The sequence below is a fragment of the Psychrobacillus lasiicapitis genome (genome assembly GCF_006861795.1).
In the GTDB taxonomy this organism is placed as follows: domain Bacteria; phylum Bacillota; class Bacilli; order Bacillales_A; family Planococcaceae; genus Psychrobacillus; species Psychrobacillus lasiicapitis.
Genome location: NZ_VDGH01000001.1, coordinates 565,641 through 582,181, shown reverse-complemented (window position 1 = coordinate 582,181; position 16,541 = coordinate 565,641). Strand labels below are relative to the sequence as shown.

Here is a 16,541-nt window from a genome sequence, read left to right as displayed (position 1 = left end):
TTTTTGGAGGGCTATTTGTCATGCACAAAATAGTATATCATAAGATTAATAGAAATTTTAAAGAAAAATATTGACATCCTATTAGCTGGTTTACTTCAAGAAGGAGTAAAGCCTTTTATTGAATTAAAGCAGCAGTTTACTTCATTTATAATTTACAATCACACTTTGAACTTGGATAAAGGAGAAACTTTTTCGGATTAAATTTATTAAGTTGATCTCAGATATGCATTGTGAAATATTACACTTAAACTAAAGGGGCAGTTTATTTGAAGTAGAAATTTTTATAAAAGCGAGGTGGAATAAAAATGATAGGTTCTCCCGAGATAAATAAAGTGATTAGAAAAATCCTAACACCAATATTAAAGGAAAATGGATTCAATAAAGTTAAACGAGGCATAATTGGGCATACATCAATCATTGTATCTGGGTATTAGACATTGCCGCTGTGGGAAAGTATTTTTCAGAAGTGACGGGATGGTCTCCTATGTATATTCATGTTGAGTTAGGGATATATTATGACTTTATTCCACCTGAAAACAGTAATATCAAAACGGGAACTAAAGGCGATTACTACCAAAAGCTCAACAATGTCAACTGCGAAACGAGTTGTACTGTAATATCGACCAAGCTTATTACACCACTCATTTTGATAATCCAGCTGAAGTAGACCGAAAAGATATTTGGTGGATTAAACTAACGGTTCAAACATTGAGGAAGTTATAAACGATATAAAACATTCTCTCTTAAGTTCTGGGTTAGATTGGTTTAGAAAATATACAGATTTAGAGACAGCCTTTAATGAAAATGAAAAAGAGCATAACTCATTCAATAATTTTTATAAAGCAAAGCATTTTGCGAAACATTTAAATGATAATGCAAAGTTTAATGAGTACAGTCAATTGCTAGAAGAAGAACAAAAAAGAATTGATTCCTTCTTCAACCAACGGGTGCTTTACTTGAAGAATATGAAGCTGCTTATGTGGCTCTTTTTTCTAATAGTAGTAATCATAGACTCCAGTTTCCAGTTTTGTACTTTCGATCATTTACCGCGACGTTAACAGTTGCTTTACTTCAATACGGAGTAAAGCTTTTTTTATTGAACTAAAGCGGCAGGTTAGTTTAATAAGAAAAATGGATTGTTGCTTATTACAAATGGAATATTTATTTAAAATTGGAAACTCTATTTGGTTTAAACGTATTAAAGTAATGTAGCAGGAAAAAGAATAAGAAACTTAGAAGTAAATAAAACAAACAACCGGCTGTTAAATGTTATATAAGGGGAAATAATTATGGCTCAGAAAAAATCCAATGAAAGTGATGTAAGAATTGGATTTATAATATCTCAAATAATTATCACTGCGTTTTTAATAGTAGATATATACATTTTCATTAATCAAGATTCAATCATCGCTAAGTCATTTGCAACGGTTTCTTTTGTTGGATTTATGTTTTTATTAATTTCGTCTTTAAAAGCGACATTAAAATTAAAAGGTTAAACTGCTATTTAAATATCATGTTCTAATAGGGTAAGAAACTCCTAAAATGTTGTATTGGTATCGTTTCTTCCATAATAAAATCAGAATTAGGAGGGGCTCGATAGTAATGAAAATTAAAGTAAATCGTAGTAAATTGCAAACTAATGTTGACATTTGGAATGTTGTGTTATCAGCCTATGGAGAATACGTTTTTCCGACAGAAGACGAGATAATGAACGATTTCTTCATTTTGTTTAATTATTATTGTGAGCTTGAAAGTGGAGGGCATGAAAGCTTATTCAATTGGTTCTCGAAGCATATTGAAGTAATGGGAATACAAATGTATTTAGAAAGATTGACGAAAATGCTTGAAAAAGTAGAAGCTACTGAATACGCAGAAATAGAAAAGAATTATCTAGAGGAACTCTGGAGATTATTTTTAGCGGTTGAAAATAGTAAAAATGAAGAACCTCATTATGAAAGTTTAGTAGAGGAATTTTACATTCTTATCGAAAAAGCAGATAGTGAATATAGAGACTTAGGTGAGGAATTAAGTGAGAGGCTAAGTAATTATGCCGCTGTTACTTATACAGAGATAATCGAGATAGTTGGATAATAGTGTTTCTTTCTCAACTAATCGGTGGTTTATTCAAAGATCATTAAACTGCTTAGTCAAAAAAAGTGAGAGCCTGTAAGGGCAGTTTCTTCTTATTGAATTAACGACGCAGAACAGTTCAACAAGATTTTAGTCTTAGTGGATAGAAGCGATTTAGGGGAGGTGTATACAAATGACAACTTTTTTCATTATGCTTATAGGCATCTTTATCGTCATGGCAAATATTATTGGATTTTTATCTTATAGAAAAAAGAAAAATCTATATTTTGCAGCCTTTGTAATATTTCTTCTAGCAGTATTATTTGGTGCAATTGGCGGTGCACTAGCGATAATTATTATTCGTGATCCCTTTGCAATTTTTTATGGGATGCAATTGGGACAGTATTTAATAGTAAATAGTGTGATCGTTTTTATTATTGCAATTATCGTGTCTGTAGTAAAAAAATATAACAACGGAAATGTTTGATTCAAATTATAATTCAATAACGGTGGATGAATGGATGGTCGTTTAGGTTTATTAGATAGAACAAAGGCAACACCCTAATCGATTTAGGAGCAGTAAGTAAATTAAGACATGTTGATAGTTAATAGATTTTACGGGGGGAGGATAAAATATGTTTAGATATGTGTTACAACTTATTATTGGAATTTTTACTTTAGTGGTAGCAACATTTATAGCTTGGTTTGAAGGAAGTGCATTAACTATTAACTCTTTAGAATGGAAGTATTCTACTCCATTTACCAAATTATTTAACGTGGAGATTACGAATGGGCGTGATATCAGTCAACTTGATTATTTTGTTTATGCAGCTAAATTTCAACCACTATTTCCAGCTATTATGATGGGTAGTGCATACTATATTTTGAGTGTTGTTGGCTATTATCTAATGAAATATAAGCCTAAATGGGCTATTAGTTTTTGGGGATTGATAGGTTGTATGATGATATTAGTTAGTGGTTTTATTTTTAATTCAGCTACCATGGGCGGAAAGATTTTTTTCTGGGTCACTTTAGTGAGCGGACTTATCGGTATAGCTGTTGCTGTTTCCGTGTACTTTAAACATTACAAACAGAAGGTCAGTGTAAGCTCATATAAAAATATTTAGTTTAACAAGAATTTTGTTGCATAACACGTCGAAAATAATTCAAAGGAGTTAAATGATGAAGAGATTTTATTTATCCCTGTTGTTATTGTTAGGAGTTGTTGCTATTTTGGGCTGTGAAGAACAGATACAAGAAAATGAAATAGTCATGGAAGGCATTGTTGCTGCAGTGGACGCTCATGAAGTCTTTGTTTATGAAGAGCAAGATGCAGAAACAATGATTCTACCGGAAGAAGAAGTAATTTCAAAATCGATACAAGCCTCGTACTTTGGCTTTGACGAAGAAATTTCTGGGATTGAAGTAGGAGACAAGGTAAAAGTTTGGTATGACGCGTTGGATACAAGTTTACCTGGGTCTGGTCATGGAACCAAAATCGTAATATTAGATTAATAAAAAGATGGTCAAGAAAAATAGTGTAGTTGATTATTATAGAAAATGATTTGGGGAGGTATTATATGAACAAAACCACATGTCCTTGTTGCGGGTATAGGACGCTGAATGGCGATGGCGAGTACGATATATGTCCAATTTGTTATTGGGAGGATGACCCATTTCAAAAAGAAAATGAGTATGAAACAGGTGCTAACCAAATACCTCTCATTGAAGCTCAAAGTAATTATATTAGTTATGGTGCTTGTGAAAAGATTTTTGTTAAAAATGTTAGAAAACCTAGTTTACTAGATAAGAGAGATCCCAATTGGAAGGCAATTAAAGATGAATTGTTTGAATTGAAATTAGCATGTAGAAAGTATAAAGAAGGAATAATTAATATTGCCCAATTAGAACATAACTTATCGTGGATTGAGGTTCCAAAAGAAATAACCGAAATTGTTAATAAAGCAGAGATCGAATTAGAACTGATAAGGTTTTGCACTTCTGATTACAAGCAAAGAGAAGAAGCGCTCGAGGTTGTTGAGAATTTGCTCAACCGGTTGAATATCAAGTTAGAAACTCAGGATGATCATTAATGTTACAGGTGTTATATGTAAGGAATTTCAGATTTCATTTATACAAAATTCCGAAAAGGAGATATTAGCTTGATATACCAACTGCATTTTACTGTAACAGAATATGAAAAAATAGATTACTGGGCTCCTTTGATGAACTATTTTTTATCCAAATCAGATACTATAGAAATCCACTGTTGGAATGAAGAAGAAAAGGTTGTCGAGGAAACAAAAACTATGCTTCAAGGTTCGTTTGAAACAATTGAGGAAAATGATCTCACTATTTTCAAGGGAAATATAGCAATAGATGTTATAAATCATTTGTTATTTAACAATGTAGAGATAGAAGGAAAGGTAAAATGGTTCTCTATATTTCTGAGTAAAAATGCCACTATTCTATTTCATTCGGAACATTGGGGTAGGGAATTTTTTGCTCCTAATATTAACGAAAAAGATATAGCATTCATTAAATCGGTAATGCCAGAAGATACGAATTTTAATCAATATACATAGGAGATTTTTAATATCTTTTTGACGTCACTCATTTAAATTTCCGCACAATTATAGATCAGCTTTATTGGCAAATTAAAATATTAAAGGAGTTATTGCCAACTTAATAGAATGAGTGGATGGTAGAATACTTACAACAATATAATAATTTGGGGAGTTATAGAAGATGGGTTATAAAATTGTTTTTTTCGATGTTGACGGTACTATTACACACCACGAAGATGGCAGCATATCAGACAGTACTATTAGAGCGATAAAAAAATTGAAAAGTAAAGGGATAAAGGTTGTAGCAGCAACAGGTAGACCGTTATCCATGTGCGCGGAATTACAGGAGCTGGGTATCGAAACTTTAATAACTGCGAATGGGGGATATGTGAAGCATAACCAAGAGGTTATTCATAAAGTTCCGATGGATAATAAGATAGTCCAGGAAATTATGTCATTTGCCAAGTTGCAGAATAACGGATTGTCATTCTATACGGAAGATTTCAGTATGAATGGTGTAATAGAAGCCGAGATTTTAAAAGCCTTAAAAGAAACATTGTCTCTAAGTGATTACCCTAAATTTAATCATTTCCTACCTGATCAAGAGGTATTCTTATTATGTTTGTTTGCAAATGAAGAGATGGTCGAAAAGTACATTCAAAGGTTCCCGCATCTAACATTTAAAAGATGGCATCCCTATGTGTTGAACATTTTAATGGAAGACGTATCAAAGTCATTAGCTATTAGGAAAACTTTAGAGTTTTTTGGGATTGATAAATCGGAGGCTATCGCTTTTGGAGATGGCGATAATGACATTGATATGTTGGAGCTAGTAGGAATCGGTATAGCGATGGGAAACGCAACTGAGACATTAAAAAATGTAGCTGATTTTGTTACCAAAAAATCAGATGAAGATGGTATTGAATTTGCACTAAGAAAGTTTGAGATAATTTAGAAAGTATTCCTGGAATAATCGAAAAGTGGAACTTATGGACGTTGTAATCGTACTAACTTTATTATAATAGTTTATGGTGTTCCGGTAACTTTGTTATCTGATTATTTAACGAAACGACTCAAAGAATTTAAAAGATCAAGTGTAGCACTGTTCATTCATTTGATTTTTGGTATGCTTTATACATTTGTGTACGGCATTATCTTTGTATCAAGAGATTTGTTTTCTCACTTTGAGAACTATTGGCAAGGAGAAGGGGAGATAAATTTCATTGCTGGAATAATGACTTCTTTCTTCTTTTGGGCAGCGGATGAAATTTTAAGACGTATTCTACCCCCAAAGTTTTAGGTTATAAAGAAAAGTGCAAAACCAATAAACAAGCTCATATGTCGGATGTATCCATTACATGGAAAGAGAGTGAAGTTAATATGCTTGACCGAAAATTATTTGCAGCATTTTTTACTTCAATAATGGGATATTTTATTGTGCCAATATTTTTCCATAATGCTTCTGATTCCTATTTTATTAAAGGATTGGCAGTGAGTATAGTAACAGTTCCTATTCTTTTCATAGTTGGTGTGCTTTCTTCGTTGGCGATAGAATCAGTTAGCTTAAGTAAGAATATAGGTTTGTCATATTTAAAACATTTAGGATGTGCCATACTTTGTGCTTTTATATTTTCTTTAACAGCTATGTATTTTCTAGTCGCTGCATTACTTATCTCATTTGTTTACGCAACAATCTTCTTCCTAATAGATAGGCTACTAATTAGGTTTTTTAAAGAAAATTAACAGAAATGGGCTGTTCTTTCTTGCTAGTAAAGTTTTTTATTGGCAATACTGGCTGGTTTTGAATGCTTGCCGGATACATAAACATATTTTTTGCTTATTGAGCAGTGATATGGAATATCTAGCTATTGATATGAGTAATATCGAAAACTCTGATGAAAGTGATAAAGAAGAAATCTTAAGCTACTTTAAGGAAAAATATAAAGTGGAAGTTATGGCTACTACGCTTGAACAACTAAAAGTAAAAGGATGGATAGTAAGCTTTTAGAAATATACGTGGGATGGGAAGATAAACTAAATAACGATGAGTGGTATTTTAGTAATTGCTTTGAAACAATTACTAAAGGAATGTCTGCAGAAGAAGCGTTTAATTACATGCCAGACGTTATTGATATGATATTTAAATTAAATAATGAGTTTTTGATATACGAAACCCTCTATTCTTAATTGAACTCTATGGACTTGCAAATACCACTCAGATCCATCCATAACTCGAAGGTAATTGGTCAGCATTATTACAATATATCAAGAAATTTGAAGACTCTTATGCTGCTCTTTTTAAAGAACTTACGAGACAACTGAGAATAAGAGAATATTAGAGAGTCTTGGAGGGCTAATGGTAACTAGTAACTAAGCGTAGCACCTTACATACTTATATGATAACGCTATTATTAACATTTATAGAGCGAGGATTAGAATGAAAAGATGCCTATGGATATTTGTTTTTATATTTTTTATAATTGGATGCCAATTAAATGAAAATATAGATTTGAAACCACCACATCCGAATATAACAGTTGATAATCAAGAAATCTCCTATGTAATGGGGACATATTCGTGGTCAGAAGATGGAGAAATTGTTCATGCTGACTCGGCATCCCCTGCTGAACTTGTAGACAAGTTGGAAGCGAATGAAGTTCTAGGTGGGAAAACAATTTCAATTAACTTTGACTACAAACCTTCTTCAATCGAATTTGGTATTTGGGAAAACAATGGCGTGGATCTTAAAAGATCTCCTACCCATGAATTAACATTACCTGAGGAAGAAGGAGAATTTATTTTTGTCATTCACGCAAGTTGGGATGAAGGTGATGGAATTTATACTTTCCGGATTAAAACAGAAGTTTAGGTGAATTTTTAAAAGAATAATTTGAAACTATTAAAATAAATGTATTCAATAAAGAGTTATGGAAAAGGGGGATAGTAATAATGGAACAAGAAAAGTTTATTACTGAACAACACGGAAATACACGTTCATTATTCCGGTTTTTGGGACCTTTACTTCTAATTGTAGGGGGAATTATGATGCTTGTGGCCTTTATAGATTTATTTACATTACAAGGATTTGAGGAACCTAAATATTTTTGGTTATTTTTTGTATCTATCCCTGTTCTATTTATAGGATTTATGCTATCGGGTTTAGGTTTTGGTGGTTCTATTGCGAAGTATCAAAGCAGAGAATATGCTCCGGTGGCAAAGGATACATTTAACTATTTGGCCAAAGAAACTACTACCGGAGTGAAAGAAATTTCTAATGCGTTACAGTTGGAAAATGTCCCAACTCAATCTTTGGTTTGTCCGGACTGTAATCAGCAAAATCCGGTTAATGCAAAATTTTGTAATGAATGTGGAGAAAAACTAGTCCGTATTTGTAGTGGTTGCAAACAAGTAAGTTCAAATGATTCGAGTTTCTGTAATGAGTGTGGCACCTCTTTAGACTAAAAAATGCTCTTTTACAAAAGGCAGATGATTAACGAAGGAATTCAAGATATTATATATGTCTGAGTTTTATCATTGTAATAGACAAATAGTAAAATAACGCAAAAGGGTGAGTAGGTTTTGGGTTCAAGAATAATGCACTTAGTTATTGCTAATAGAATTGCAGAAAGTCTTTTGATAGAAGATCGTCCTTCATTTTTACTTGGGGGTATTGCAGCCGATGCTGTTTCCAATAAAGACTTATCACATTTCTTCAATGGTGATGTACGGGATTATTCAAGAAGCGTGGATTATAAAGGTTTTTTGCATAAATATAGTTCTCATTTAGATAATCCATATATTTTAGGATATTTTTCGCATTTAATCGCTGATGATATATGGCTAAAAGGTTTCTATCTACCTTGGTTGAAAAACAGGATGGAAGAAAATAAAGAAATACTAACTCTTTACCATAATGATTTCCGCTTATTAAATGGAAAATTATTAGAATATTATGCTTTTAAAGATGAGTTGAAAGAAGCTCTAGGTAATTTCCCTGCAATCATAGAATTGGAGGAGGTTAAGTCGGAAGATGTTGAAAAGTTCGTTCCTTATGTATTAGGCGATATGGAATATGAAAAAGAAGTTGTAAAGGAAAATCTGAATGTTTTTACCTTTAATCAAATTGTTGGTTACGTAGAGAGAGCTGTTGATATGGGGTTATTACATATAAAACCTTTACTTGATATTTAAAAAACAGTTATTCATTAAAAACCTAATCAAGCTTTAATAGTTTATTTGGTAAATCATCTTAAACTACTTCCACAATGGTAAATCATCGAATGTCCATGGGAGTGGGCTTATGTTTTTAAAAAATTTATTCCATCTTCTAATTGATCTAGAGTGTTAATAAGAACATAAAAATCTAATGGTAAAATCATTATAAGAAATATTAGTAATACAATAAAATGCTTCTTTAGTTTTTTCTTGTAAGCAAATGCTAAACTTAAAAAGAATGATGGAATTACAAGAAGGCTAGCAAACCACAAAGAGACAAACTGATTAATATTATATTTTAATAGAGCAATTTTCAATGCGTTTTCTGTAGTGATTTCGAAATGAAATTGTTCTGCTTGTAAAAATGATTTTTTTACAATAGTTATTTTTTCAGCGCTTTCATTTTCTATTGAATAACCACCGCGATAAAAATTGAAATTTATACCCAGTATTACTAAAATAATAACGACAATTGTTAGAGAAATTATAATATTATTAATTGTTTTTTGGGGGAATTTATCATAAAACAAATACATTCATCCTCCTTTGTTTATTATAAATAAATTATATGATTACACTATTTAATTAACAACAATTTTCTCAATTTGCTGTCTATTATGCTTTGCGGTTGTTATATTGAAATCTACAGTAGAAGGCTAGAAAGGTGAATTTATTGATACTTCCCAAAGGTATTACAGGATTTGTTGATAATATGGAAGAAAAGATAGACGGACAACTATTCAAAAAAAATTGTTTTGATGTAATGAGAGAGGTTAAAGGTGAGGTTCTTAAATGGGAGGGTCCTCTTTATCCATATAATTACTTTAAAGTTCATATACGTTTAAAGGGAGAGTTATTTTATATCCTTTTAAATGAATACTATCCCTATCTTGCCTTCGTTAATAAATGGGAAGAGAATGTGATTGAATTTACGGATTTGCCAGCATTAACGAAAGGCTTCACAGAATATTATTCGATCCTGACAAAAAAGGAATTAGATTTGCCATTCTCCAATAAAGGACATGATTTAGAAAAAGTTGAGTTGAAACAAGCAGCCTATTGGCAACCTCGTTCAATTGGTGAAGTAATTTTCAACTGTTGGGATTAAAGATTCCATATCTTCCGTTTATTTGTGCGACTTGGGCATCGAGCGGTGCAGGATAATCAAAAAGCAGGAAATTGGGCAGTGATATCGAATTAACAATTGTGATGTTATTAATGAATTAAACAGGCGGTGGGCATATGAAAGCAATATTAGTAATTGATGCCCAAAGTGTAATTGTGGAATTTAAAGATTTCCCACAAGAACTGTCCAGTATTGAAGTACTAGATCACGAAGAGTAAGAGGAAGAATATAGACTGAGCAAAGCTTAAAATTATATTGAAAGGCTTGGTAAGACTAAAATTTAAAGACAGATAGGAGCTTGAAACGATGATCAAAGGTTTTGGTGGAATATTTTGGAGAACTAAGAATCTGGAAGCTGTGAAAAAATGGTACAGTGAAGTGTTACAAATTGAAATAGATAATTGGAATGGAACCGTTATAAAACCCGAAGAAGGAAATGAAACAATCTTTTCTTTTTTTACGGAAAATGATACTTACTTTCCAGAAGAACAACAAGTGATGTTGAACTTCGAAGTACAAAATATAGACGAGTCTATTGAGCATTTTAAACAGATTGGTGTACATCTTGAAAAGGAAAAAGAGATTAGTGAATATGGAAAGTTTGTTTGGATTAAGGATCCTGAAGGTCGACTGATCGAGCTTTGGGAGAAATAGCGGATTGTAACCATTTAGCTAATAGGTTAGTGTTTGCTTTAGTAAATCAGGCCATCATTTTGATGGTCTGTTTTTACGTACAAATCATCAATTTACGATTGTAGGAGCAGAGAGGAATTTAATACACCTTGTTAACAAAAGTTTTCATGAGGGATACATACTAGTTATTTTCAAAATTATATTTTACTGAATATTGGAACTTATAATGATTTGAAACGTATTAGTGTTATAAAAGAAGCTTTTTTATGTTTGACAAAATCCCAAAACCTTCATACGTGTTAAGGCAATAAGGGAAGGGTTATAAAAGGGGGGAATATATATGAGTGAACGATTCGATTTAAGTTTTAAAAATAAGGAAGTAAGAGTTTGGTTTTATTTAGCTATACCGACGTTTATCATAGTAAGTATTATAATATTTTATACTGAACAAAATTATCAGTTTATTCCTATATTAGTGTTTTGGATGATCTTTTATATATGGCGTTTTTTTCACCGGAGGAAACAAAAAAAAGAACAAAGAACAAATTCTTCTTAAGTTATAAGCTGATGGTGAGGAAGAGCTTCATGATAGATAACACTACACAATTACATATAAAAAAAGGTGGAAACAATGAATAAAGTTATTCTTATATCTGGACCTGCAGGAGTAGGGAAGTCAACAACTGCAAAGGGTCTTGCAGAGCAGTTTGATCAAAGCGCTTATATTGAAGGGGATTCAATTAATCATATGGTTGTCGGCGGATATCTTCCACCTTGGAAAAGTGAAAAATCCCTTGCGTTAGTTTGGGAAAATATAGCTGCTTTAAGTATCAATTTTGTAAAGGCAAATAAAAATGTAATCATTGATTATGTCGCTTTTCCGGAAGAAGTAGAAAAACTTTCTCAAAGGATTTTTGCAGAGGTTCCAAATGTAGAAATTCGATATGTTATTTTATGGGTTGATAAAGATGAACTGTTAAGAAGAGATGCTTTAAGGATAAAAGAACATCAGATGGGTATGAGATGCTTAGAATTAGTCACCGAATTTGAAAGTAAAGGAATAGATAAGCGCTTTTTCTATGATACAACTTCCATACATACAGCGGATTTAGAGGATATCCTTCTTCATATCAAGGAAAACCCTTCATTTAAATATTGATCAATTTTTTTAACAAAGGCTCAACAGCTTATATTTGTTCGAAGTTTTAAGAGGAGTTAGGTGTTTCAGTTAGGAGGGGAGGAACGCAATCTACCCCAAGGTAGAGAGGTTCACTTCTTCCCAACTAGTTTAAATCCATTTTTATATGAAACATCCAGTAGCTCAGAAATCTATTCTGTGATGATACACTAACAGTTATTAAGCCTGCCTATCTTTAAAATGCCTGTAAAATTAGGCCGATTGCAGAGTAAATAATTACTGTAAAGTAAATAACCATCATATGCACTAAGGAAAATACAAACATTTTATTGGACCAGTCTTTCATATCCATTTTCCGCGTGCCGAACAAGCTTAACCACAACCAAAAGAGACCCAAAACAAGTGAAACCAAGGTAAGACCTAAACTTAACGGCAAAAATAAAAAGCTAGATAGCACCAACAATATTAAATAGAAATTAGTTTGGATATACGTCCGTTTTCGATCTTTTACCACGGGAAGCATCGGGATTTTTGCCGCAGCATAATCATCTTTCTTACGAATAGCTATCGCGTAAAAGTGAGGCATTTGCCAGATGACCATTATTAAAAATAATGCCCAGCATGCAGGATGCCAAATATCAGGAGCTACTGCTGCCCAACCGATTAAAGGGGGCATTGCACCTGAAATACTTCCAACTTCCGTATTCCAAATGGTATGACGTTTTGTCCACATTGTATAAGGGACTACGTAGAAAAACACCCCTAAAAAACCAAGTAAAGATGCTAACGGAGAGGCTAAATACAATAATATTAATCCGACTACTAATAATAAGATTGCGACTATTAAAACTTTCTTAATCGATATGGCGCCAGTAACAGTCGGGCGAACTTTTGTACGAGCCATTATGGCATCGATATCGCGATCGTAAATGTTATTGAACGAACCAGCCGCTGCAATAACAGCTGCAGTTCCTAAAAATGCAAAAATGATATTCCAAATATTATCTACAAAACTGTATTGATAGGTAAACAAAGCGAGCATTAATCCTGCGACCATTGGAATTAGATTTGACTTGATGATCCCTGTTTTAACTACTTGCGCCCATAAGGTCTTTTGTGATTGCTTATTCATTTTATTTTATAGCTCCTTATTTATACACTTAACCAATATAACCTAATTGATTATCGAAATTCCATTATATCATTCTTATATCACAATCACCTTTGAACATTTTAGGTCTATTTCTATAAGTTCCGACTGCGAGGAAAAAACAAAGACGGAATATGATACAGAATGGCAATAATTTCCCCCCCTTTAAAGAAAAGAGCAGGTTAGTTGAATCATTTTTGTAAAAAAAGCAATACAAGGGAGGGATGGATTCATAAATGGATTGGGATTGGAACGAAACCAGCAAAAACTGCCATATACATCTGAAAATTTTAGAACATTGTTAAATACTGTCTATAGGAAAGGAAACGAATTTTCCCAATATGATTTTGCTATGTGGTGCGATAATTTAACGATGGCTTTTGATGATGATAGCAAGGAATTGAATGAGGATGATTCTCCAGTTAAAGGCATTGCAAGGGATATCGAATGTCAATGGGATTTGTTTTGGAATGAAGAAGAATTAAGAAATATAGATCAGTCAAAATTAGAATTACCAATTAGCTGGTATATTGACTGGTTGAAGGAATTACATGAGTAAGAGATGAATTTCTTATATATATTTTGTTGATTTATCCTCGAAGAAAGGAGAGGTTAAGTGATGACAATTAGAAGGGGGCCTTTAAAGTGGGTTACGTTTATAGGCATAGGAATAGTACTTCTCGTGGTGGCAGGATTTTGTATATGGGACTCGACTGAAAGATCTAAGGAAGTTCAACAAATCGAGTTGAAATTAGGTTTTGAGGTTAAAGTATTGGATAGACAATCACATGGCACATTGAAGGAGCCAACAAGAACGTATCTCGTGAAACGGTTAGATGATAAGGAAAGCGAAATAGAATATCGATTGTACTTGAATGAAGAGGACAATATTGAACAATGGGCTATGGTTAAAAACGGCAAGACAATCAGACCATATAGCACTGAAGAAGAATAATAAATTAATAAGTTTTAAGTTGGACATTCGAACAAAAAAGAAAGGTAACTACAGTGCATTTTTTTATTTTTTATTAAAGGTCTAGTGAGTAAATTATAGAACTAAAACAACATGAAAGTGAGGTAATTAGTTGCTAACTTTATATCTAACGAGACATGGTGAGACAGTATGGAATACACAAAAGAGAATGCAAGGGTGGTGTGATTCGGAACTAACTGAGAATGGGATAGATAATGCTTTATCTTTAGGAAGTAGGCTTAAAGGAATACACTTTGATGCAATTTATACAAGTCCAAGTAGAAGAACTGTATCAACTGCTAACTTGATCAAAGGAGTAAGAGATATTCCTATCATTCCTGAAGAACATTTAAAAGAAATAAACATGGGAGATTGGGAGGGTCAAACTTTTTCTGTCCTAGAGGAAAAGTACCCCGAAGAATTTTACGCATTTTGGCATACTCCTCATCTATATAAGTCAATAGATGGCGAAAGTTTTGATGAATTTAAAAAGAGAGTTTTGAAAGCGTTTCATTCTATTCAAGAGAAATATTGTGATGGAAATGTTCTAGTAGTAACTCATTCTATTGTTATCAAAACATTACTGGCATCTTTCAAAGATTATCCTTTAGAAAAATTATGGGAACCACCATATATCAAAGATACAAGTCTATCAATAGTTGAGATAGATGGTGGAGAAGTAAACATTGTGCTTGAAGGTGATATATCCCATCGGCAGATAGAGGAGTGATAGAAATGCTCAGAAGGGCTGTCGGTGCAATTGTTTTTCAAGGAAATAAATTTTTAATTGTACATAAGACGAATATAAATACTTTAGAGGGAAAACAGAGTGTTAAAGGGGAATGGGACTTCATTAAAGGGGGAGTAGAAGAAAATGATCAGGAGTTATACGATGCACTATTGCGTGAATTACACGAAGAGACAGGATCAATGGAGTATAAAGTTATAAAAGAACTTCCTGAAAAAATTTGTTTCGAATTTCCGAATGAACTTAAAGTACAACTCGGATACGCTAAACAGGAAACAACTATGTTTCTCGTTGAATTTTTAGGAAATATAGACTCGCTTAGTCCAAAAGATGATGAAATTAGCAACATAAAATTAGTAAAAAAAGCTAATGTATTAGATATACTTACTCACCAGGATACGAAGGGTTTTTTTAGGCGCTTGTTTAATTCAGATGAGAAGGTGGAGTAGATAATAAGGGCCGATCTTAATATTTTGTTCATTGTTTTATCAATTGGCTTTGAAATAACAACTGTTCTCTATAAGAAAGAACGATAATTCATATAAAAGTTCGATAAATTGTTCTTATTAGATGGAGATTGTGAACTTTAAATGATCGGGGTGAAGATTTAATGAATAACACTTCTTATAATATTGTCGTGCATATTCTCAATTTGATCCTATTGGGAGCTATCGGTATTTTCGCGTTTTTCTCTGTGGTAAATATTAGCCCCCCAGTCCAAGACCCCATCTCTGACATATTTAAATTTGGTCTTTTTGGTTTTCTGCTCGTCATGTGGGCAGTTAATTACTGGTTCCAATATAAGCTGCAAAAGTGGATTCTACCAATAGTCGGAACCATCCTTTACTTCGCAATCGCTTTGTTTGTCTTGGTGGTTGTTTTGCCATTCCTACGCGAATTTTTTTAATAAATAAACTAGAAGCCATTCGGGATAACAATTAAACAGAATTATCACGTTTGGTAAGCTGACATATAGAAGCACAGTTCTTATTGTATTTACGGAGGCGTTGATCCAAGAAGGGATTGTTGTCCCTTTTGTTGAACCAACTCCGTCAAAAAAGGGGAGGAAAAAGTGGATTTCTTTCTTTGGCTAGTTCTTAGTTTCATCATAATCGGATTTGTTGTTCTCGTTTCCATGAAGAAGAATATGGAGATTAAACTTGCATTTATAAAAACAAATATTGAAACTACAAAAGGGTCGACCCAATCTATAATTTGGTGGATAGTGGGAACAACGGTTTGGGGGATAGTGAGTATGATTCTGATTGTGTGGTGTTTTCATGAATACTTGGGCTAACTGTTTGGTTCGTCCTTTTGAAAAAATGTATTTAAACAAACGGGTGCTTTACTTCAAGAAGGAGTAAAGCATTTTTAATGAAATAATGGCGATGTTAGTTAATAAAATCAATGTTAAAATTATGAGTATGGAAGTCAAAGGAGGCTTAAAATAATATGTTAGGAGAAAACTTTTATGAAGAGGTACAAAAGAAACCATTATTCTTTTTAATTTATAGTATTCTAGCAATTGTATTTTTTACTGGTATCACATTTACTTTTGTAATCCCTGGGTTACAAGGCTTCAAGTGGTACTTCTTCTTTATTGCACTTTTAATCTATTTTGTAGTTGCGAATATATTTGTAGGGTTATTTAAAGAACGATTATCATTGGTTTTTTTACTCACCTTGATATGTAGTGCTTTAGGAATGGGATGGGAGTTATGGCTTGAATGGGGAGAGTATAGTTTAGTCGAACATATGAATCAAGTTGTGCTAATTGGATATCCTTGTATTATCGCATTTATAATATTATTAATGTTTCATTTCTCATCTAAATTTAAGAAAAAAAATAGTAATTATCGATGAATACAAGTCATTTTTTCTTATCGAACAACGTATCAGATTAGTGAAATGGTGGTGTTAA

General features: G+C 32.7%; 27 protein-coding genes and 1 pseudogene. 25 read left to right on the top strand and 3 right to left on the bottom strand.

What is annotated here, in order from left to right:
- Positions 1 to 1,289: 1,289 nt before the first annotated feature.
- The 15 genes and pseudogenes from FG382_RS02990 to FG382_RS02920 all read left to right on the top strand — a co-directional run bounded on the left by FG382_RS02990 (position 1,290) and on the right by FG382_RS02920 (position 8,828).
- The gene (locus FG382_RS02990) at positions 1,290 to 1,496 is read left to right on the top strand and encodes a hypothetical protein (RefSeq protein ID WP_142537369.1); all 207 of its coding nucleotides are present in this window, start codon (positions 1,290 to 1,292) and stop codon (positions 1,494 to 1,496) included.
- A gap of 106 nt (positions 1,497 to 1,602) precedes the next feature.
- The gene (locus FG382_RS02985) at positions 1,603 to 2,091 is read left to right on the top strand and encodes a DMP19 family protein (RefSeq protein WP_142537368.1); all 489 of its coding nucleotides are present in this window, start codon (positions 1,603 to 1,605) and stop codon (positions 2,089 to 2,091) included.
- Between the two features lie 172 nt (positions 2,092 to 2,263).
- Positions 2,264 to 2,557 (top strand): 3-isopropylmalate dehydrogenase, encoded by a 294-nt coding sequence (locus FG382_RS02980; RefSeq protein ID WP_142537367.1) that lies wholly within the window; start codon positions 2,264 to 2,266, stop codon positions 2,555 to 2,557.
- Between the two features lie 148 nt (positions 2,558 to 2,705).
- Positions 2,706 to 3,197, top strand: coding sequence for a YjdJ family protein (locus FG382_RS02975; protein WP_142537366.1), 492 nt, complete (start codon positions 2,706 to 2,708; stop codon positions 3,195 to 3,197).
- A 55-nt stretch (positions 3,198 to 3,252) separates the two neighbouring features.
- Positions 3,253 to 3,585, top strand: a complete 333-nt coding sequence (locus FG382_RS02970; protein ID WP_170206435.1) for a DUF3221 domain-containing protein — start codon at positions 3,253 to 3,255, stop codon at positions 3,583 to 3,585.
- A gap of 65 nt (positions 3,586 to 3,650) precedes the next feature.
- Positions 3,651 to 3,905 (top strand): annotated as a pseudogene (locus FG382_RS23175) (CPCC family cysteine-rich protein); the annotation flags it as partial.
- A 327-nt stretch (positions 3,906 to 4,232) separates the two neighbouring features.
- A complete protein-coding gene (locus FG382_RS02960) occupies positions 4,233 to 4,655 on the top strand; it encodes a hypothetical protein (protein WP_142537363.1) in 423 nt (140 codons plus the stop codon).
- 163 nt (positions 4,656 to 4,818) lie between these two features.
- Entirely contained in the window at positions 4,819 to 5,592 is a 774-nt protein-coding gene (locus tag FG382_RS02955; RefSeq protein WP_142537362.1) for a Cof-type HAD-IIB family hydrolase, read from the top strand.
- A gap of 90 nt (positions 5,593 to 5,682) precedes the next feature.
- Entirely contained in the window at positions 5,683 to 5,937 is a 255-nt protein-coding gene (locus FG382_RS02950; protein ID WP_142537361.1) for a hypothetical protein, read from the top strand.
- Between the two features lie 38 nt (positions 5,938 to 5,975).
- Entirely contained in the window at positions 5,976 to 6,380 is a 405-nt protein-coding gene (locus FG382_RS02945) for a hypothetical protein (protein ID WP_211356362.1), read from the top strand.
- A gap of 109 nt (positions 6,381 to 6,489) precedes the next feature.
- Entirely contained in the window at positions 6,490 to 6,645 is a 156-nt protein-coding gene (locus FG382_RS02940; protein ID WP_229677310.1) for a hypothetical protein, read from the top strand.
- 8 nt (positions 6,646 to 6,653) lie between these two features.
- The gene (locus tag FG382_RS23170; protein WP_244950516.1) at positions 6,654 to 6,824 is read left to right on the top strand and encodes a hypothetical protein; all 171 of its coding nucleotides are present in this window, start codon (positions 6,654 to 6,656) and stop codon (positions 6,822 to 6,824) included.
- Positions 6,825 to 7,074: 250 nt separating this feature from the next.
- Positions 7,075 to 7,506 carry a hypothetical protein gene (locus FG382_RS02930; RefSeq protein WP_142537359.1) on the top strand — a complete coding sequence of 144 codons (432 nt, stop codon included), beginning with the start codon at positions 7,075 to 7,077 and terminating at the stop codon, positions 7,504 to 7,506.
- Between the two features lie 80 nt (positions 7,507 to 7,586).
- Complete coding sequence (locus FG382_RS02925; protein WP_142537358.1) at positions 7,587 to 8,099, top strand: zinc ribbon domain-containing protein; 513 nt, start codon at positions 7,587 to 7,589, stop codon at positions 8,097 to 8,099.
- Between the two features lie 117 nt (positions 8,100 to 8,216).
- Positions 8,217 to 8,828, top strand: a complete 612-nt coding sequence (locus FG382_RS02920) for a zinc dependent phospholipase C family protein (RefSeq protein WP_142537357.1) — start codon at positions 8,217 to 8,219, stop codon at positions 8,826 to 8,828.
- Positions 8,829 to 8,935: 107 nt separating this feature from the next.
- On the opposite strand, the gene FG382_RS02915 is transcribed toward FG382_RS02920, so the two are convergent.
- A complete protein-coding gene (locus FG382_RS02915) occupies positions 8,936 to 9,382 on the bottom strand; it encodes a hypothetical protein (RefSeq protein WP_142537356.1) in 447 nt (148 codons plus the stop codon).
- A gap of 134 nt (positions 9,383 to 9,516) precedes the next feature.
- On the opposite strand from FG382_RS02915, the gene FG382_RS02910 reads away from it, so the two are divergent.
- From FG382_RS02910 to FG382_RS02895, 4 genes are all read left to right on the top strand, one after another.
- On the top strand, positions 9,517 to 9,960 hold the full coding sequence (locus tag FG382_RS02910; protein ID WP_142537355.1) for a hypothetical protein: 444 nt from the start codon (positions 9,517 to 9,519) through the stop codon (positions 9,958 to 9,960).
- Between the two features lie 324 nt (positions 9,961 to 10,284).
- The gene (locus FG382_RS02905; RefSeq protein ID WP_142537354.1) at positions 10,285 to 10,632 is read left to right on the top strand and encodes a VOC family protein; all 348 of its coding nucleotides are present in this window, start codon (positions 10,285 to 10,287) and stop codon (positions 10,630 to 10,632) included.
- A 319-nt stretch (positions 10,633 to 10,951) separates the two neighbouring features.
- Positions 10,952 to 11,167 (top strand): hypothetical protein, encoded by a 216-nt coding sequence (locus tag FG382_RS02900; RefSeq protein ID WP_142537353.1) that lies wholly within the window; start codon positions 10,952 to 10,954, stop codon positions 11,165 to 11,167.
- Positions 11,168 to 11,242: 75 nt separating this feature from the next.
- Positions 11,243 to 11,770, top strand: coding sequence for an AAA family ATPase (locus tag FG382_RS02895; RefSeq protein ID WP_142537352.1), 528 nt, complete (start codon positions 11,243 to 11,245; stop codon positions 11,768 to 11,770).
- 214 nt (positions 11,771 to 11,984) lie between these two features.
- Here FG382_RS02895 and cyoE read toward each other — a convergent pair whose 3' ends face one another.
- Positions 11,985 to 12,881, bottom strand: a complete 897-nt coding sequence (gene cyoE, locus FG382_RS02890) for a heme o synthase (RefSeq protein ID WP_142537351.1) — start codon at positions 12,879 to 12,881, stop codon at positions 11,985 to 11,987.
- Between the two features lie 259 nt (positions 12,882 to 13,140).
- Here cyoE and FG382_RS02885 point away from each other — a divergent pair, with 259 nt between their 5' ends.
- From FG382_RS02885 to FG382_RS02870, 4 genes are all read left to right on the top strand, one after another.
- Positions 13,141 to 13,458, top strand: coding sequence for a hypothetical protein (locus FG382_RS02885; protein WP_194483520.1), 318 nt, complete (start codon positions 13,141 to 13,143; stop codon positions 13,456 to 13,458).
- 60 nt (positions 13,459 to 13,518) lie between these two features.
- Complete coding sequence (locus FG382_RS02880) at positions 13,519 to 13,854, top strand: hypothetical protein (protein ID WP_142537349.1); 336 nt, start codon at positions 13,519 to 13,521, stop codon at positions 13,852 to 13,854.
- A 130-nt stretch (positions 13,855 to 13,984) separates the two neighbouring features.
- Positions 13,985 to 14,602 carry a histidine phosphatase family protein gene (locus FG382_RS02875; RefSeq protein WP_142537348.1) on the top strand — a complete coding sequence of 206 codons (618 nt, stop codon included), beginning with the start codon at positions 13,985 to 13,987 and terminating at the stop codon, positions 14,600 to 14,602.
- Between the two features lie 5 nt (positions 14,603 to 14,607).
- On the top strand, positions 14,608 to 15,069 hold the full coding sequence (locus tag FG382_RS02870; RefSeq protein ID WP_142537414.1) for an NUDIX domain-containing protein: 462 nt from the start codon (positions 14,608 to 14,610) through the stop codon (positions 15,067 to 15,069).
- Positions 15,070 to 15,402: 333 nt separating this feature from the next.
- Here the strand turns inward: FG382_RS02870 and FG382_RS22895 are convergent, their stop codons facing one another.
- Positions 15,403 to 15,546, bottom strand: a complete 144-nt coding sequence (locus tag FG382_RS22895) for a hypothetical protein (RefSeq protein WP_211356361.1) — start codon at positions 15,544 to 15,546, stop codon at positions 15,403 to 15,405.
- Between the two features lie 146 nt (positions 15,547 to 15,692).
- Here FG382_RS22895 and FG382_RS23165 point away from each other — a divergent pair, with 146 nt between their 5' ends.
- Positions 15,693 to 15,917, top strand: coding sequence for a hypothetical protein (locus FG382_RS23165; RefSeq protein WP_142537347.1), 225 nt, complete (start codon positions 15,693 to 15,695; stop codon positions 15,915 to 15,917).
- Between the two features lie 155 nt (positions 15,918 to 16,072).
- Positions 16,073 to 16,483 (top strand): ABC transporter permease, encoded by a 411-nt coding sequence (locus FG382_RS02860; protein ID WP_142537346.1) that lies wholly within the window; start codon positions 16,073 to 16,075, stop codon positions 16,481 to 16,483.
- Positions 16,484 to 16,541: the final 58 nt, after the last annotated feature.

Bases quoted from the DNA above. Each gene is read 5' to 3' on its own strand.
- FG382_RS02945 (WP_211356362.1), top strand. From the start codon at position 5,976: ATGTCGGATGTATCCATTACATGGAAAGAGAGTGAAGTTAATATGCTT.
- FG382_RS02985 (WP_142537368.1), top strand. From the start codon at position 1,603: ATGAAAATTAAAGTAAATCGTAGTAAATTGCAAACTAATGTTGACATT.
- FG382_RS02870 (WP_142537414.1), top strand. From the start codon at position 14,608: ATGCTCAGAAGGGCTGTCGGTGCAATTGTTTTTCAAGGAAATAAATTT.
- FG382_RS22895 (WP_211356361.1), bottom strand. From the start codon at position 15,546: ATGGCTTCTAGTTTATTTATTAAAAAAATTCGCGTAGGAATGGCAAAA.
- FG382_RS02940 (WP_229677310.1), top strand. From the start codon at position 6,490: ATGGAATATCTAGCTATTGATATGAGTAATATCGAAAACTCTGATGAA.
- FG382_RS02925 (WP_142537358.1), top strand. From the start codon at position 7,587: ATGGAACAAGAAAAGTTTATTACTGAACAACACGGAAATACACGTTCA.
- FG382_RS02860 (WP_142537346.1), top strand. From the start codon at position 16,073: ATGTTAGGAGAAAACTTTTATGAAGAGGTACAAAAGAAACCATTATTC.
- FG382_RS02955 (WP_142537362.1), top strand. From the start codon at position 4,819: ATGGGTTATAAAATTGTTTTTTTCGATGTTGACGGTACTATTACACAC.
- FG382_RS02980 (WP_142537367.1), top strand. From the start codon at position 2,264: ATGACAACTTTTTTCATTATGCTTATAGGCATCTTTATCGTCATGGCA.
- FG382_RS02930 (WP_142537359.1), top strand. From the start codon at position 7,075: ATGAAAAGATGCCTATGGATATTTGTTTTTATATTTTTTATAATTGGA.
- FG382_RS02900 (WP_142537353.1), top strand. From the start codon at position 10,952: ATGAGTGAACGATTCGATTTAAGTTTTAAAAATAAGGAAGTAAGAGTT.
- FG382_RS02975 (WP_142537366.1), top strand. From the start codon at position 2,706: ATGTTTAGATATGTGTTACAACTTATTATTGGAATTTTTACTTTAGTG.
- FG382_RS02970 (WP_170206435.1), top strand. From the start codon at position 3,253: ATGAAGAGATTTTATTTATCCCTGTTGTTATTGTTAGGAGTTGTTGCT.
- FG382_RS02905 (WP_142537354.1), top strand. From the start codon at position 10,285: ATGATCAAAGGTTTTGGTGGAATATTTTGGAGAACTAAGAATCTGGAA.
- cyoE (WP_142537351.1), bottom strand. From the start codon at position 12,881: ATGAATAAGCAATCACAAAAGACCTTATGGGCGCAAGTAGTTAAAACA.
- FG382_RS02990 (WP_142537369.1), top strand. From the start codon at position 1,290: ATGGCTCAGAAAAAATCCAATGAAAGTGATGTAAGAATTGGATTTATA.
- FG382_RS02895 (WP_142537352.1), top strand. From the start codon at position 11,243: ATGAATAAAGTTATTCTTATATCTGGACCTGCAGGAGTAGGGAAGTCA.
- FG382_RS02880 (WP_142537349.1), top strand. From the start codon at position 13,519: ATGACAATTAGAAGGGGGCCTTTAAAGTGGGTTACGTTTATAGGCATA.